At 70.0% G+C, this 14,516-nt stretch carries 14 protein-coding genes; 6 read left to right on the forward strand and 8 right to left on the reverse strand.

Annotated elements, in window-relative coordinates; all coding sequences use genetic code 11:
- Positions 1 to 137: 137 nt before the first annotated feature.
- The gene (locus tag ACZ6ZN_RS19285) at positions 138 to 983 is read right to left on the reverse strand and encodes an NAD(P)H-binding protein (RefSeq protein ID WP_469647728.1); all 846 of its coding nucleotides are present in this window, start codon (positions 981 to 983) and stop codon (positions 138 to 140) included.
- Between the two features lie 112 nt (positions 984 to 1,095).
- On the opposite strand from ACZ6ZN_RS19285, the gene ACZ6ZN_RS19290 reads away from it, so the two are divergent.
- Positions 1,096 to 1,488 (forward strand): winged helix-turn-helix transcriptional regulator, encoded by a 393-nt coding sequence (locus tag ACZ6ZN_RS19290; RefSeq protein ID WP_398111567.1) that lies wholly within the window; start codon positions 1,096 to 1,098, stop codon positions 1,486 to 1,488.
- An 81-nt stretch (positions 1,489 to 1,569) separates the two neighbouring features.
- Here the strand turns inward: ACZ6ZN_RS19290 and ACZ6ZN_RS19295 are convergent, their stop codons facing one another.
- The gene (locus tag ACZ6ZN_RS19295; RefSeq protein WP_469647731.1) at positions 1,570 to 2,601 is read right to left on the reverse strand and encodes a GNAT family N-acetyltransferase; all 1,032 of its coding nucleotides are present in this window, start codon (positions 2,599 to 2,601) and stop codon (positions 1,570 to 1,572) included.
- A 103-nt stretch (positions 2,602 to 2,704) separates the two neighbouring features.
- A complete protein-coding gene (locus tag ACZ6ZN_RS19300) occupies positions 2,705 to 3,418 on the reverse strand; it encodes a nucleotidyltransferase domain-containing protein (RefSeq protein WP_469647734.1) in 714 nt (237 codons plus the stop codon).
- Positions 3,419 to 3,597: 179 nt separating this feature from the next.
- Here ACZ6ZN_RS19300 and ACZ6ZN_RS19305 point away from each other — a divergent pair, with 179 nt between their 5' ends.
- A complete protein-coding gene (locus ACZ6ZN_RS19305) occupies positions 3,598 to 4,308 on the forward strand; it encodes a helix-turn-helix domain-containing protein (protein WP_469647736.1) in 711 nt (236 codons plus the stop codon).
- Here ACZ6ZN_RS19305 and ACZ6ZN_RS19310 read toward each other — a convergent pair.
- Positions 4,290 to 4,865 (reverse strand): dihydrofolate reductase family protein, encoded by a 576-nt coding sequence (locus ACZ6ZN_RS19310; RefSeq protein WP_398111563.1) that lies wholly within the window; start codon positions 4,863 to 4,865, stop codon positions 4,290 to 4,292. The two genes, ACZ6ZN_RS19305 and ACZ6ZN_RS19310, sit on opposite strands and share 19 nt — an antisense overlap.
- Before the next feature lie 304 nt (positions 4,866 to 5,169).
- Here ACZ6ZN_RS19310 and ACZ6ZN_RS19315 point away from each other — a divergent pair, with 304 nt between their 5' ends.
- Entirely contained in the window at positions 5,170 to 5,904 is a 735-nt protein-coding gene (locus ACZ6ZN_RS19315; protein ID WP_469647739.1) for a D-Ala-D-Ala carboxypeptidase family metallohydrolase, read from the forward strand.
- 134 nt (positions 5,905 to 6,038) lie between these two features.
- Here the strand turns inward: ACZ6ZN_RS19315 and ACZ6ZN_RS19320 are convergent, their stop codons facing one another.
- Both ACZ6ZN_RS19320 and ACZ6ZN_RS19325 read right to left on the reverse strand, forming a co-directional pair.
- Complete coding sequence (locus ACZ6ZN_RS19320; protein ID WP_398111561.1) at positions 6,039 to 7,163, reverse strand: fatty acid desaturase family protein; 1,125 nt, start codon at positions 7,161 to 7,163, stop codon at positions 6,039 to 6,041.
- Between the two features lie 7 nt (positions 7,164 to 7,170).
- Positions 7,171 to 8,229 carry a ferredoxin reductase gene (locus ACZ6ZN_RS19325; RefSeq protein WP_469647742.1) on the reverse strand — a complete coding sequence of 353 codons (1,059 nt, stop codon included), beginning with the start codon at positions 8,227 to 8,229 and terminating at the stop codon, positions 7,171 to 7,173.
- An 86-nt stretch (positions 8,230 to 8,315) separates the two neighbouring features.
- On the opposite strand from ACZ6ZN_RS19325, the gene ACZ6ZN_RS19330 reads away from it, so the two are divergent.
- Positions 8,316 to 9,455 carry a PucR family transcriptional regulator gene (locus tag ACZ6ZN_RS19330; protein ID WP_469647747.1) on the forward strand — a complete coding sequence of 380 codons (1,140 nt, stop codon included), beginning with the start codon at positions 8,316 to 8,318 and terminating at the stop codon, positions 9,453 to 9,455.
- A gap of 325 nt (positions 9,456 to 9,780) precedes the next feature.
- Complete coding sequence (locus tag ACZ6ZN_RS19335) at positions 9,781 to 10,848, forward strand: RNA ligase (ATP) (protein WP_469647750.1); 1,068 nt, start codon at positions 9,781 to 9,783, stop codon at positions 10,846 to 10,848.
- A gap of 538 nt (positions 10,849 to 11,386) precedes the next feature.
- Here the strand turns inward: ACZ6ZN_RS19335 and ACZ6ZN_RS19340 are convergent.
- On the reverse strand, positions 11,387 to 11,965 hold the full coding sequence (locus tag ACZ6ZN_RS19340; protein ID WP_451878863.1) for a hypothetical protein: 579 nt from the start codon (positions 11,963 to 11,965) through the stop codon (positions 11,387 to 11,389).
- A 372-nt stretch (positions 11,966 to 12,337) separates the two neighbouring features.
- On the opposite strand from ACZ6ZN_RS19340, the gene ACZ6ZN_RS19345 reads away from it, so the two are divergent.
- Positions 12,338 to 13,261, forward strand: coding sequence for an NADP-dependent oxidoreductase (locus ACZ6ZN_RS19345; RefSeq protein WP_451878862.1), 924 nt, complete (start codon positions 12,338 to 12,340; stop codon positions 13,259 to 13,261).
- Positions 13,262 to 13,556: 295 nt separating this feature from the next.
- Here ACZ6ZN_RS19345 and ACZ6ZN_RS19350 read toward each other — a convergent pair whose 3' ends face one another.
- Positions 13,557 to 14,489, reverse strand: a complete 933-nt coding sequence (locus ACZ6ZN_RS19350; RefSeq protein ID WP_451878861.1) for a ribosome-inactivating family protein — start codon at positions 14,487 to 14,489, stop codon at positions 13,557 to 13,559.
- Positions 14,490 to 14,516 lie beyond the last annotated feature (27 nt).

The following is a 14,516-nucleotide window of genomic DNA, read 5'->3' on the forward strand; positions in this document are numbered from 1 at the left end:
TGCCTCGGTGCCGGTGGTGGTGGTGGCGGCGGCGGCGGTGGCGTTGGCATCGGTACCGATGCCGCAACCACCCTCACCACGCCATGAGAGGCCCTCGCGATGCCAGACTGCTCCTCACTCGGAGACAAGATCCTTCCTTAACGGAAGGCGGCGATGTGACGGTGAGCCCAGTCGGCGAAGGTGCGGGGTGTGCGGCCGAGGACCTGCTCGACGTCGGGGCTGATGCGCTGTTCGGCAAGGGTGGGCTCGCCGATGATGGTCAGCGTGGTCTCGACCACGGGCTCCGGCATGAACTGCAGCATCTGCGCACGGGCGTCGCCGCGGGTCTGCTCGATGAACCGGACGGGTTCGCCCAGTGCGGCGGCAATCGCCTCGGCCCGCTGACGGGGCGTGTTGAGCGCCGGCCCGGTCAGCTCGTAGATCCGTCCGGCGTGGCCGTCCTCGCGCAGGGCTGCGGCCGCGACTTCGGCGATGTCGTCCGGGTCGATGGTCGGCAGGCCGATGTCGGCGAACGGCGCGGCGACGGTCCTTCGGGTGCGGACCGACTCGGCCCAGGCGTATGCGTTCGAGTGGAAGCCGCCGGGTCGCAGGATCGTCCAGGACATGCCTGATCGCTGCACGGCATCCTCGATGGCGCGTGCCATGCCCCCGTGGGAGGCCGACTGGGGTCGGGTCGCAACGCCCTGCGAGGACAGGAGGACGACGTGGCCGATGCCGCCGTCCTTGGCGACATCGAGGATGTCCTGTGGGTTCAACAGGTGCGCGCTCGGGCCGCCGTTCTGGAGGAACAGCGCGTCGGCTCCTGCGAATACGGGCCTGAGACTCTCAGGATCGATCAGGTCCGCCTGCCGGTACTCGACCTTCTCCGGCACATCCGCGTCCGAGATCCCCCGGGAAGTCGCGGTCACCTGAGCACCGGTTGCCGCGAGGGTCTGCACGAGCGATCGGCCGACGTTGCCGGTTGCCCCCGTCACTACGATCATGAACAACTCCCCTATCCAATCAGCATGTTGCCGCCATCCGAGCGACACGGGGACGCTAACACCGCCGATATAGTAGGTACCTAGAGGAAAGTGACTATCTCAAGGGGTGTGCATGGCCGGCACAGCTGAGTGGGCGGCAGCCGCGGAGATCGACCCGGAGCTGGCTTGTCCGACCAGTGCGGTCGTGGACATCGTGTTCAGCCGGTGGACGACGCCGATCCTCTGGACTCTCCACAGGCATGGCCGGCAACGGTTCGTCGAGCTGGAACGACGGATCGGCACGATCACACCGAAGGTACTGACCCAGCGGTTGCGGCAGCTGGAACGCGACGGCATGGTCGTGCGTACGTATCACCCGGAGGTTCCCCCTCGGGTCGAGTACGAGATCAGCGAGCTGGGTCGCAGTCTGGCTCCCCTCTTCGCTCACCTCGCCGAATGGGCTGCCGACAACCTGGACAAGGTTGAGCAGGCCAGGCACGACTATGACACCGATCCATCGAAGTAGCGCGGCGTCAGCGAGACCGCCGGAACTTGCGGACTGGCTGGAGGACCAACTGTCGGCCCGTGCTGGACGCAACAGGGCCGGTCAGACCCCGGCGACGTGCTCGGGGCCCATGAGCCGTGGGTCCAGCATCCGGTGCAGCCGGTAGGCGACGGGCCGGAATCCCCGGCGCGGCCAGAAGACGGACGAGAAGGGATTGGCGGCCCGCCAGTCGGTCACGCAGAGCGTGTGGCCCCGCTGTGCCGCGTCTGCCAGCGCCCACTCGGTCAGCCGGCGGCCGACGCCGGTACCGCGGGCGTGCGGAGCCGTCGCGGCCAGGAGAAGCTCGACCGAGCCCTCGGGCTTGAGGATCGAGGCCTCCTCGCGGGGAACTGGGCGCATGACGACGAAACCGTCGATGCCGTCCTGCCCTTCGCACACCCAGTACGCTACGGCCGGATCGTTCATCAGCTCCAGGTGGCCGGACCGCAGGACGTCCCACATCGGCTGGTCCGTGAACGCGAACACCGGCGGTGCCGCGTGTGCCTCGTTGATGAGCCCGAGGAGCGGCTCCAGCGCGTCCATGTCGGTGGGGACGGCCTTGCGGACACCGTCCGGTGCCGCTGCCGCTGCCGCTGCCGCTGCCGGCGCCGTCGCGGGAACGTCGGCGATGGCGTGGACCTGCTCGTGGGGGAACCCCAGCGTCAGCCACAGCGGCAGGTCTGCACTGGGAGCCACCACATAGTGGTGCAGGCGTCCGTCGGCCAGCCAGTCGGCGGACAAAGCGGCGTACAGCCGGTGCAGGACCGCCGGACCGGCAGCCGGCGAGTAGGCGACGTCGTGGGACTGCGTCCAGCAGTGACGACCACGCTGTCCCTCGCCGCTCCGGGCCAGCAGGTATCCGGCAACTGCGCCGTCCCGGACGGCGACCGCACCACGGGCGCCGTCCTCCCACGCCTGTTCCAGCAAGGCCCGGCACTCCTCCGGGACGGCGAAGCGCCCGCCCAGCGCCGGCTCGAGCCCGGCGTCACGCTGATGGCGGGCAGCGAGCAACTCGGCTGCGGGACCCAGATGATCGGCGGGCCGGAAGGGTTCGATCGTCAGAGCAGCGATCGGCCTGACGGAAGAACTGGGCAAGGTGGGCAAGGTGGGCAACGCGGCTCATCTCGTCGGGAGGGGCAGGCCGTTGCGCGCGCCGGTGTCTGCGCACGTGTGAGCGAGGCTCCGGGCGCGCTGAGATTCACCGGTGTGCCGCGGCGGCGGCTGTCGGCTCCGCGTAGAAGTGCGCGCGGACGCGGTGCAGCCAGGCCTCGACCGGAGCCTCGTCGGGCTCGTCCGGGAGCACCGACGGGCCTGCCTCGAAGGCGTCCTCGTACTGCCGGAGCAGGGGCCGCGCGGCCGAGGAGTCTGTGGCGACGCGCTCACCGAAGGCGTGGTACTCCTCCGGATCCTCGACACGGATGGTCAGTTGCCCGGTGGTGTACAGCGTCAGGCCCTGGGTGCACAGCCGCTTCAGGTGCCGGGCGTGCTTTGCCGTGCGCTTGCGGGTGTCCGCGGAGAACGAGCCGTCGCCGCGGGCCTCCAGCCGCCGGAACTGCTGCGTGGCGTAGCCCAGATAGGCGTCCCGGACTCGCCGGGCGGACAGGAACGCCGTCCGTATGCCGATGAGTTCGTCGCCGAGCGCGGTCCGCACCTCGTACAGGTCGTCCGGGAGCCATACCAGCTCCATGGCCGTCGGATTGCCGCCCAGCGCCAGCCGGCACCACTTGGCCGCCTCGTGCAGGGTGTGGTCCGGCGCCTTGCTGACGTGCGACTCCTTGGGCCGGTGCAGTCCATGCAGCTGAGCGGTGGGTGCGGCGAACAGGCCGAGGCGGTCGACGTCGGAGCCTTCGTGGGCGAGGCCGTACGCGGTCGATCCGACGATGCCGGAGAGCAGGACGTTGGGGACGGTCACGGTCGGCCGCCTTTCGCTTCTGGGGACCCGGCCATTGTCCTGACGTGCGACGACGGGGTCACCCGGTTTTCCGCGGTGATCGCCGTGGCCCGGACGGCGGCGCGGACCCGCATGAACGAGCCCTGGGGGAGTGCTCGCTCGCCCGGCACTCGCCGCATGGTCCGTCGTATCCTGCCGGTGTGGAGCTGCGCTTCGATATACGCCGGTCGGACTCACCGTGGGTCGACAGCGTGTGGACCTGCACCAGTGAGCAGGTCACGACGATGACGGCGGTCGCAGGTGTGCGCTGGGGCCTGGTGTTCTGGGAGCAGGACGGCCGGTCGTGGGCGGCCGTGACCGGCCCGGAGACCCGGACGAGCACGGCACCCGTCCCCGTCGGCGCTGTCTTCACCGGCATCGACTTCGCCCTGGGCACCTCGCTGCGCGTCCTGTCCACTCCGGAGCTGGTCGACGGCGGTGTGGAGCTCCCCGACACCACACGGCGGACGTTCCGACTGGACGGCGCACGCTGGCCGACCCCGGGTGCCGATGACGCCGAGGCCCTGGTGGAGCGGCTGGTCGAGGCCGGGACGGTGGGGCGTGACCCGCTCGTCACCGAGGTTCTGCGAGGCCACGAACCGGTGGTGTCGGGACGGACCGTGGAGCGCCGTTTCCGGGCCGCCACGGGGCTGACGCGGGGTGCCGTACGGCAGATCGAGCGGGCCCGTACGGCGGCGGAACTGCTGGCGGCCGGTGACACGGCCGCCGACGTCGTCGTCAAGCTCGACTACTTCGATGAGCCGCACCTCGCCCGGGCGCTGCGCACCTATGTGGGCCGCACCGCCGGCCAACTGCGCGACGGCGCGGGCGGCGCCATCGCGCTCGACCTCGGTCAGCGCCTGACGTCGTAGACGAGCTTCAGGATTCCGTTGGAATAGCTCTGCGACTCCCGCAGCGACAGCATCTGCTTGTCGGCGTCGGCCCGGTGGAACAGGCTCTTGCCGGCGCCGAGCAGGACGGGGAAAACGAGCAGGTTGTACTGGTCGATCAGACCGGCCTCCGACAGCCGTCGCGCCAGTTCGGCGCTCCCGTGGATGTAGATGGAGCCGCCCTCGCTCTCCTTGAGCGCGGCGACGTCCTGCGTCGTACGCAGGATGGTCGATGGCCCCCACCCGTCGACCAGGGCGTCGTCCGGCAGGGTGCTCGACACCACGTACTTGGGCAGCTCCTGGTAGGAGGCGTGGTCCTCGGAGCCGGGCCAGACCGATGCGAAGGCCTCGTAGCTGCGACGGCCGAACATCAGCGCCGTGGTGTCGGCGAGCTCCTCGCCCTTCAGCGACCACGCCTCGGGGACGAACTCCAGGTCCTTCACCACCCAGCCACCGCTGCGGTGCCCCTCCTCGGGCCCACCGGGCGAGTCCAGAACGCCGTCGAGCGACATGAATCCGGTGTAGACCAACTTGCGCATCTGCATCTCCTGATCAGGGGCCGATCTCCTGGGATCAGGCTATGTCGCCGCCGGGGCCGGCGTCTTGGACGGAAACGACACCGGGCGGTGTCGGGCGCGGCTCCGTGCGTCGGGTGACATGTGCACTGGACCCATTCAACGGTGCCTTTCGATGGTTCGGCGAGGTCTCGCTCGCGTGACGAGTGCCGCCACCGTTCACCCTGCCCGTCACGACCGCACTGTTGACGCGCGTAGCACTTGCGCTCAGTCTGAGTTCGACGGCCGCCACGGGAGTGGTGGCCGCACCGACGACCAGGGGGTCTGGATGCTCGGACGGATCGCACGTCTCGTCACTGTGATTGTCATGCTCGCGGCAGGTGCGATGGTCGGTGTGGGCGCCACCGCGGGCACCGCACACGCCGACGAGTGCTACACCTGGAGTCGAACCCTGTCCCAGGGCGCCTCCGGCAGCGACGTCACCCAGTTGCAGATCCGGGTGGCGGGCTGGGTAACCTCCGGTGAACGTCTCTCCTACGACGGCCAGTACGGCGCCCGCACGACCGCCGCCGTGCGGGCGTTCCAGTCTGCTTACGGCCTCGCCGCCGACGGGGTCGCGGGTCCCGCGACCTTCAGCAAGCTCTACGCGCTGCAGGACGCGGACTGCACGCCGATCCACTTCTCCTACGCCGAGCTCAACCGCTGCAACTCCGACTGGTCGGGCGGCGCTGTCCCGGCGGCCACCGCCAAGGCCAACGCGCTGAAGACCATGTGGAAACTCGAGGCGATGCGACACGCGCTCGGCGACGTCTCGCTCACCGTCTCCAGCGGCTTCCGTTCCTACGCCTGCAACAACGCCGTCGGAGGTTCGTCCACCAGCCGCCACCTGTACGGCGACGCCGCCGATCTGACCGGCTCCCCGTCCCTCTGCCGCCTCGCCCAACGGGCCCGCACGCACGGCTTCTCGGAGATCCTCGGCCCGGGCTACCCCGACCACGACGACCACACCCACGTGGCACTCGACCCGTCCCCATACTGGTCCGCCCCGACCTGCGGCATCTGAACCGCGCGGTCGCCGCCGGCGGACGCGGTGCGCGTACGACGAGACACCTCAGGTCAACCGCGCGCACGCCGCCGGCCCACCGACCGCCGGCGGCGCCCTGCTCCACCGGCGCTCACGGGTGCGCCGCCCACCGATCAGGCTGCGACAAGCTCCTTCTCGCGGTCCGGCGTGTGCGTGCTGACCTCCACCTTCCTGTTCGGCAGCGAGAGCCGGAAGACCTTGCGCCACGCGGAGAACACCTGCTTGGGCAGGGGCCCGGTGACGTACTCCAGCTCGTACTTCTCGAACAGCGCACGCACCTTCACGGCCACCTCGGCGTACCGGTTGCTCGGCAGGTCCGGGAACAGGTGGTGCTCGATCTGGTGGGACAGGTTGCCGGTCATGAAGTGCATGGCCTTGCTGCCGCTGATGTTCGCCGAGCCCATCATCTGGCGCAGGTACCACTGGCCGCGCGTCTCGCCCTTGATCGACCGGCGCTCGAAGACCTGCACACCCTCGGGGAAGTGCCCACACATGATCACCGAGTGGGACCAGAGGTTGCGGACCAGGTTCGCGGTGAAGGTGGCGGCGAGCGTGGGGAGGAACGAGGGGCCCGACAGCAGCGGGTGGATCACGTAGTCCTTGAGCACCTGCTTGCGGATCTTGCGCCCCACGGCCCTGGCCCGCGCGCGGAACTCCGGGTTCTTGCGGCGGCGCTTGCTGAGGTTCTTGCCGAGCTCCAGGTCGTACGCCGCGATGCCGTACTCGAAGAAGCAGGCGTTGATGAAGTTCCACAGCGGCTGGCCGAGGTGGACCGGGTGCCACGCCTGGTCCTCGTCGACGCGCATGATGCCGTAACCGAGGTCGTTGTCCTTGCCGATCACGTTGGTGTACTTGTGATGCAGCTCGTTGTGCGAGTGCTTCCACTGGTCGGCCGGCGAGACGTGGTCCCACTCCCAGGTGGTGGAGTGGATCTTCGGGTCCCGCATCCAGTCCCACTGGCCGTGCAGGATGTTGTGGCCGATCTCCATGTTGTCCATGATCTTCGCCACGGACAGACCGGCGGTGCCGAGCAGCCATGCCGGCGGGAAGAACGAGAACAGCAGCACGCCCCTGCTGGCCAGCTCGAGCTTGCGCTGCGCCGAGATGACCTTGCGGATGTAGGCGGCGTCCTTCTCGCCTCGATCGGCGATCACCTCGTCGCGGATCGCGTCCAGCTCGCGGCCGAGCTCCTCGATCTGCTCCGCGGTGAGGTGGGCGGTGGGGTCGATTGCGGTCAAGGTGTTCCTACCGTTCGATGTCGCAGGGGCCCGCCGCGGCGGACACACAGGTCTGGATGAGGACGCCCGGTTCCGCCTCGGTGATCTCACCGGTGCGCAGGTCGCGGACGGCGCCCGCCTTGAGCGGCGTGGTGCAGCCGAAGCAGATGCCCATGCGGCACCCGGACGGCATGAGCACGCCGGCCTCCTCGCCGATGTCCAGCAGCGGCGTGGCGCCGTCCGCGTCGACGGTCTTGCCGGTGGCGCTGAACGTGACCTCGCCGCCGCCGTCGCCGGTGACGACGATGCCGGGGCGGAAGCGTTCGGTGTGCAGACGCTCCGGGACGCCGTGATCGGCCCAGTGCTTCTCGGCGGCGTCGAGCAGACCCGCGGGCCCGCACGCCCAGGTCTCGCGCTCGGCCCAGTCGGGCACGAGTGCGTCGAGACGGGCGATGTCCAGCATGCCGTCCGTGTCGGTGTGCACCTCGGTGAGACGCAGCTTCCCGGCCGTGACCAGGTCGTGCAGTTCTTTGCGGAAGATCACGTCCTGCGGCCGTGGCGCGCAGTGGACCATGACGACGTCGGCGAGCTCGGTGTCGCGCAGCATGCCCATCACGGGCGTGATGCCGCTGCCGGCCGTCAGGTAGAGCACCTTGGCGGGCCTGACCCGGGGCAGCACGAAGTCTCCGGTCGGCTGGTCGAGCTGGATCAGCGTGCCCGGCTCCGCCCTGCGGACCAGGTGGTTGCTGACCTTGCCGTCCGGGATCGCCTTCACCGTGATCGTGAAGCGGCCGTCCTGACGGTGGGCAGGCGAGGTGACGGAGTAGGCACGCCACAGGCGCACCCCGTCCACGTCGACCCCGATCCGCACGTACTGGCCGGCGGTATGGCCACGCCAGCTCCGTCCCGGCCTGATCACGATGGTCGCCGCGTCACCCGTTTCCGGGTGCACGGACTCGATGCGCCCGCGCAGGTCGGCCCCGGCACGCAGCGGGCTGACCAGGTCGAGGTAGTCCGACGGCAGCAGCGGTGTCGTGACCATCTCCAGTAGTTTCCACGCCCTGCCGCGCAGGGCTGCACTCCTCATGACTTCAGCTTGCTGCGCCTCAGTGCGTAAAGTCCTGACCGTAGGATGTGAATCTGGTCGCCAGAATTGTTCGCAGGAAACAAAAAGTGAGCCATGCAATCCAGAGGGCCAGCGAACTGGCCCTGGACGAGAAGACGGTCACCGTACTTCGGGCCGCGCTGAAGACCACCGCCGACGAGATCGTCCAGGCGATCATCGACGAGGTGCCTCCCTATGCCAACGCCCTTTCGGGCCACATGGGCGCCACGATCCGCCGGGCCGTCCGCACCGCTCTGGGGCACTACCTGGACCTCGCGAGCGGGAAGGCCACAGGGGGTGACGCCGGTGACGCGGCCTACGAGCTGGGCCGCGGGGAGGTGCGCGACGGCCGTTCGATGGACGCCCTGCTCAGTGCCTACCGTGTCGGCGCACGTGTGGCCTGGCGGTGCCTGGCGGAGGGTGCCGTACCGGCAGGTCTGCCTGCCGCCGAGGTGGCCAAGTTCGCCGAGCTGACCTTCGCCTACATCGACGAGCTCTCCGCCGCGAGCGCCGCGGGCCACGCCGACGAACTTGCCGCCCAGGGCAGGGCCCACGAGCGCCAGCTGGAACACCTGGCCCGCGACCTCCTCGCCGGCGCGAGCCCGGAGGTGCTGCTGGCCTCCGCCCAACGGGCCGGGTGGCAGCCTCCGGTTTCGCTCACCGCGGTCCTGCTGCCCGCCGCCCAGGCCCGGCCGGCCTACCGCAGGCTCGACCCGAACACCCTCGTCCTCGACGATCTGCCGGACGCCACCGGTGTGCTGCTCGTCCCCGACGCCGACCGGTCACTCCTGCTGCGGAGACTGACCGACCGCACGGCCGTGGCCGGCCCGGCCCGGCCATGGACTCTGGCGTCCGCCTCGTACGCACGAGCCCTGCGCGCGCGCTCCCTCTCCTCCGACATCCGCGACACCGAGGAACACCTGCCCGAGCTGGTGCTGAGCGCCGACGTGGACGCGTTCGCAGACCTGCGTGCCCGAGCGCTCGCACCGTTGCGGACCCTGCCTGCCGCCAGGGCACGGCGGATGGAGGAGACGCTGCGGGCGTGGCTGCTGCACCAGGGCAGACGGGACGAGGTGGCGGCGGCGCTGTTCGTCCACCCCCAGACAGTGCGGTACCGGATGTCGCAGCTGCGGGAGCTGTTCCCGGATCTCACCTCGCCGCACCGGGTCCTCGAACTGACGCTGGCGGTCGGCCTCGGGATCAGCTGAGGCGTACTTCGACCGTCCACGACCGGGTCTGACGCGGATCGGCAATCCTCCGACGGACGATGCGGAACGCGGACGATGCGGAACGACCCGCTCGTCGGCATCGGATCCCTGCGAGTCGGCGGCATCGAGGGCGGCGGCGATGTCGGCGAGGGCCGCACGGAGCCGGGCGAAGGCCGGGAGGGCGATCCCCGCAGGGCTCCGTGCGCGGCCGCCTCGCGGACCGAAGGGCGAGACGCTACCAGGCGCCAATCCGTTGGACCCGCCCTTTTCCCGTGCGGAGACTGAGCGGCGATGCAACCCACGTAGGTACCTGGAGGAGACCCCCATGTCGACGCTGCGCGTCACAGCCGAAGTGTTGACCGTGCATGAACACCCGAACGCCGATGCGCTCGAGCTGGCCCAGGTGGGTCTGTACCGGGCCGTCGTCGCCAAGGGCGCGTATCGCACGGGTGAGGCTGCGGTGTACATCCCCGAGCAGTCGGTGCTGCCGTCCGAGCTGATCGAGGAGTTGGGGCTGACCGGGCGGCTCGCAGGCGGCAACGCCGACCGGGTCAAGGCGGTGCGGCTGCGGGGGGAGCTGTCGCAGGGCATCGTGTGCCGGCCCAAGGCGCTCGTGGGGTACGACCTGGCCCGGGCAGCGCTGGAGGGGACCGATTTCGCCGCGCTGCTCGGCATCACCAAGTGGGTGCCGCCGGTGCCGCCCATGATGAACGGCGACGTGGAGGCCGCGTCGGAGCTGCTGCCGTGGGTCGACATAGAGAACATCCAGCGGTTCCCCGACATCTTCACGCCCGGCGAGGACGTGGTCCTGACGGAGAAGCTGCACGGTTCGGCGTGCCTGCTGACGTATGTCGCGGGCGAGGGTCGGGTGCACGTCTCGTCCAAAGGCTTCGGCGCGAAGGCGCTGGCACTGAAGGAGGATCCGCGCAATCTGTACTGGCGTGCGGTGCGCGGGCACGGTGTCGCCGAGGCCGCGGCGCGGCTCGCCGGGCGCTTGGGGGCACGGCGGGTGGGGATCTTCGGCGAGGTGTACGGAGCGGGCGTACAGGACCTGACGTACGGTGCGGACGGACGCCGCGACACGCTCGGGTACGCCGTCTTCGACGTCTCCGCGGAGATCGATGGGCAGGTGCGGTGGCTGGACGCGGCCGAACTGCTTCAGGGGGAGCTGCCGTTGGTCCCGCGACTGTTCCAGGGGCCGTACGACATCGAGCACGTGCTGGAGGTCGCCGTCGGCCAGGAGACGGTGTCGGGGCGGGGGTTGCACCTGCGGGAGGGCGTGGTGATACGGCCGTCCAGTGAGCGGTACAGCCCGGTGACCGGGGGGCGGGCGATCGCGAAGGCGGTGAGTCCGGCGTATCTCACGCGAAAGGGCGGCACGGAGTACGAGTGAGAACGGGGTAGCGGGTCGGGGGCGGGTCGCGCGGGCCCGCCCTGGCTCGACAACGCCCGTCTGCACCAGCACACCCGTACCGCGGCCGAGCGCCTTCAGCGCTCCCTGCTGCCCCGCCTCCCGCACATTGCGTCCATGGAGATCACCGCCCGCTACGCCCCCTCCAGCACTGCCGCACAGATCGGCGGCGACTGGTTCGACGAGTTGTTCCTGCACATGACGATGCAGCCCTCGACCCGGAAGCCCGGGAGTGGTGGGACGCGCAGGACCTGCCGGAGCCGTTCGTCCCCTGCACCCGTGTCGCCATCGACGCGATCCGGGCCGGCCGCCCCTACAGCGAGCTGGGGTGGCAGCGTTGAGCGGCTTGGCGGCGGTCGGCGCAGCCCAGCTCGCCCAGGTGCGCGGCACGCAATCCGCCTGCTATAGGCGTCTCGGGCCCACTTGCCCGGGTGTGTGCAGCAGTGCCACCGGGTTCAGGGAGCGACGCGACGCGGCGGTGCCGACCAGAGACGGACGGTCGGCCGCCGTCGTGGCCGAGTCAGGAGTAGGTCATCGGGCAGCCGTTGCGCAGGGAGTACTGCGCGGCGCGCAGGTAGAGGGCCACGTAGAAGGCCGCGTCCCGGTCCTCGGCCCACGTTCCCGGCCGCACCCGTGCGGTCCGCTCCGCCCCGCCCTCAAGGAACCACATGGTCAGCGCGAGGTTCCCACCCGCCGGTATCGCGTCCACGGGCAGTCTCACGGCGTCGGCCAGCCGTTCGGCCAGGGCGAGGACCCGAGGGGCCCCGGCGACCGTAGTCTCCTCGCCGGAGTAGGCGGTGCCGACGGGGAGCACGATCTCCTCCTCCAGCGCGAGGGGCACCAGCATGTTCCAGTCGAGGAGGGCCGACGACTCCGCATCCGTCAGCAGTGTCCTGCACAGTGCCACGAAGCCGTCCATGGACGGGCTGACCTTCTCCTCGAACCAGCCCGGAGCCTCCCGTGCAGCCTGCCGCAGCTCGTAAGGGGGCAGGCCGCGCCGCTCCAGTTCGGTGTTCAGCGCGGCGGCGGCGTCCCCGTACCCGTCCTCCCCGGGCTGCGACCAGTCCTGCGCGACGACACTCACCAGATAGACACCCATGGTCGCAACGTACCGGCCGCCACCGACAACGCCCCGGCCCCGCGTGGCAGTCGGGGGGAAACGCGGGCTCAGGACGGGGCGGGCCTCGCCAGCAGGACGCCCGGGCCCTGTTCGTCGGCCGGCCCTCCTGCCGAGGCGGGGAGCCGTCCCTGGTCGGGGTATCTGATGGCGACCCGGATTGCACTCCCGGCGTGCTGATCAGGGCCGAGAGCCGGCACGGGGTGGAGCTGTCCACAGCCCCGAAGCCGTTGGCCCGGTCGGCCTGGCGTTGTGATTCGCGTCTCAGCCGATTGCCCCTCACGTCAACGTCAGAGGTGAGGATGGTGATCACGCCCGGAAGCGCCGGGTCGGTCATATGAGGGGCGGCGGAAGATGGGGCAGGCGTGGGGTTTCGACAGGCATGGCGGACCCGAGGTGCAGGAGTTCTTCGACCGTCCCGATCCGGTCCCCGGTCGCGGCGAGGTGCTGATCCGCGTCGACGTGGCCGGCGTGAATCCCCTTGACCACCTGCTGCGTTCGGGTCTGGTCGACGGGTTGGACGGCGGGCGTCCGTTCCCCCGCGTGCTGGGCATGGAGGCAGCCGGAACCGTTCTCGCCCGGGGCGAGGACGTCAGCGGGCTCGAGGTGGGTGATGCGGTGTTCGGCTTCGCACTGACCGGTGGTGGCACCTACACCGAGACGACGGTGCTGTCCGCGGCGAACACCGCGCGCAGACCCGAGGGTCTGTCCGCGACCGTGGCGGCGACGCTGCCGGTGGCTGGGACGACAGCGGTGGACGTGCTCGATCAGCTCAGCCTCCCGGCCGGTGCCACGGTCCTGGTCAACGGGGTCGGGGGCGGAGTCGGCCTCGCCGTCGCCCGGCTGGCCACCGGGCGCGGGCTGCGTGTGCTCGGCACCGGGAGTACGGCCAAGCGCGAGCACGCCGAGGCCGTCGGGGTGCGGTTCATCGACTACACCGCCGAGGACGTCGCCGCGGCGGCACGCGAACTGGTTCCGGACGGCTTCGACGGGATCATCGACCTGGTCGGAGGCGCCTCGCTGCGGACGGTCGCTCCGCTGGCCCGGGATCCGCGCAATGTCATCGCCGTGGGTGACATGTCCGTGCCCGATCTCGGTGGGCGTTTCGTCGAGCGTCGCGTCGACCGCGAGAACCTGGAGCGATCGGCCCGGCTGGCCCTCCACGGACTCCTTGCCCCCGTCATCACAGCGGTCCATCCGCTCTCCGACGCCCCGGCCGCCCTCGCCGCCGTCGAGCACGGTCACGCCTCGGGCAAGGTTGTCATCAAGGTGGCTTGAAAAGTGCCCGGCCGCTGACGGCTGTCGATCGTCGCTCGCCGTCCGCCTCACCGCCGGGGGGGGGGAGGGCGGATGAGCACGGGCCGCTAGGAGCCCCGGTGCCCCGGTACAGGACGCCGTGGGCGCGAACCGATGGTTCACGACCAAGGTGTCCCCGATACCTGGAATGGGGGAAGGAGCCGCCTCGACTTGTGTCGTCGAGGCGGCTCCTTCCCCCCTGCTTCGGCACCCCTGTACACCAAGCGGGGTCACACCTGTCATCGGCGCTCTCAACCGAACGCCGGCGAAGGGTTCGTCAGAACTGGGAGCCCAGCGCGACCGCAAGGCCGAGGGCCGGCACTCGCCGGCCGTTCCCGAGCTCGATGTCGGTGCTGTTGCGGTACACCCGGTCGTCGATCGTGATGGGCGCAGCGGCACGGTTTCGGAGGTTGGCCGACAGCATCGCGGAGAGCCTGCGCCAGCTCAGTTCGAGCTCAGCGCCGAAACGACCGAGGGTGTCCTGCCGGCCGTTTTCGTCGTGGTCGTAGCCGACCCGGATCGTGTTGCCGATGCGGTTCTGAATCCACCGGAAGCGAGCGGCCTCGGAAACCGCCGCGACCACCGAGGTGAGTGCCCGACCGGCTGCCGTTGCCGGCGGAGTGTTCTGCCCCGGAGCGCGGGCGGGCATGTTGGCCAGATGGTCGATGTCGCCGCGAAGCCCCGTGAAGGGGTCGTTCATCCGCCACTCCTCCCTTGAGAAGCTGTTGTAGTTCTCCCGGAACGGGAGCGACTGGAAGTGGCCCTGCTCCAGGCGGTTCCTGGGAAACACGGCGTTGTAGGCGGTGCGGACCGGAGCCGAGTCCAGCCCGTAGAACATGTAGCGCCCCTGAGGGGTGAAGTAACCCACCACGTACAGGTTGCTCGCCTCGAGGATCAGGGAGAGGCGGTGGCTGTTGGCCTCCGTGTGGTCGATCAGCGCGATCTCGACGTAGGAGCCCGTCTGCCGGGTGGTGGCACTGTGCGGGAAGTTGGCCTGCACCGCGTGGCTGACGGTACGGCGCAGGCTCTCGAGCATGGAGTCGTAGGCCTGGCCGGCCGAGAAGCTGCTGGTGCCCCGCCGCAGATGGGTGATGTCCCAGTCGATGCGGGTCCAAGGCCGTTCGGGGTCGGCATGGGCCTTCGGGGACAACCCTTGTGTCAGGCCGACAGCGGCCAGCAACGCCAGGGTGAGAATCAGGATGCGGCTCATGAGCCTACGAGCGGACAGAGAAAGCCT

This window comes from Streptomyces sp. NPDC053665, from assembly GCF_055585285.1.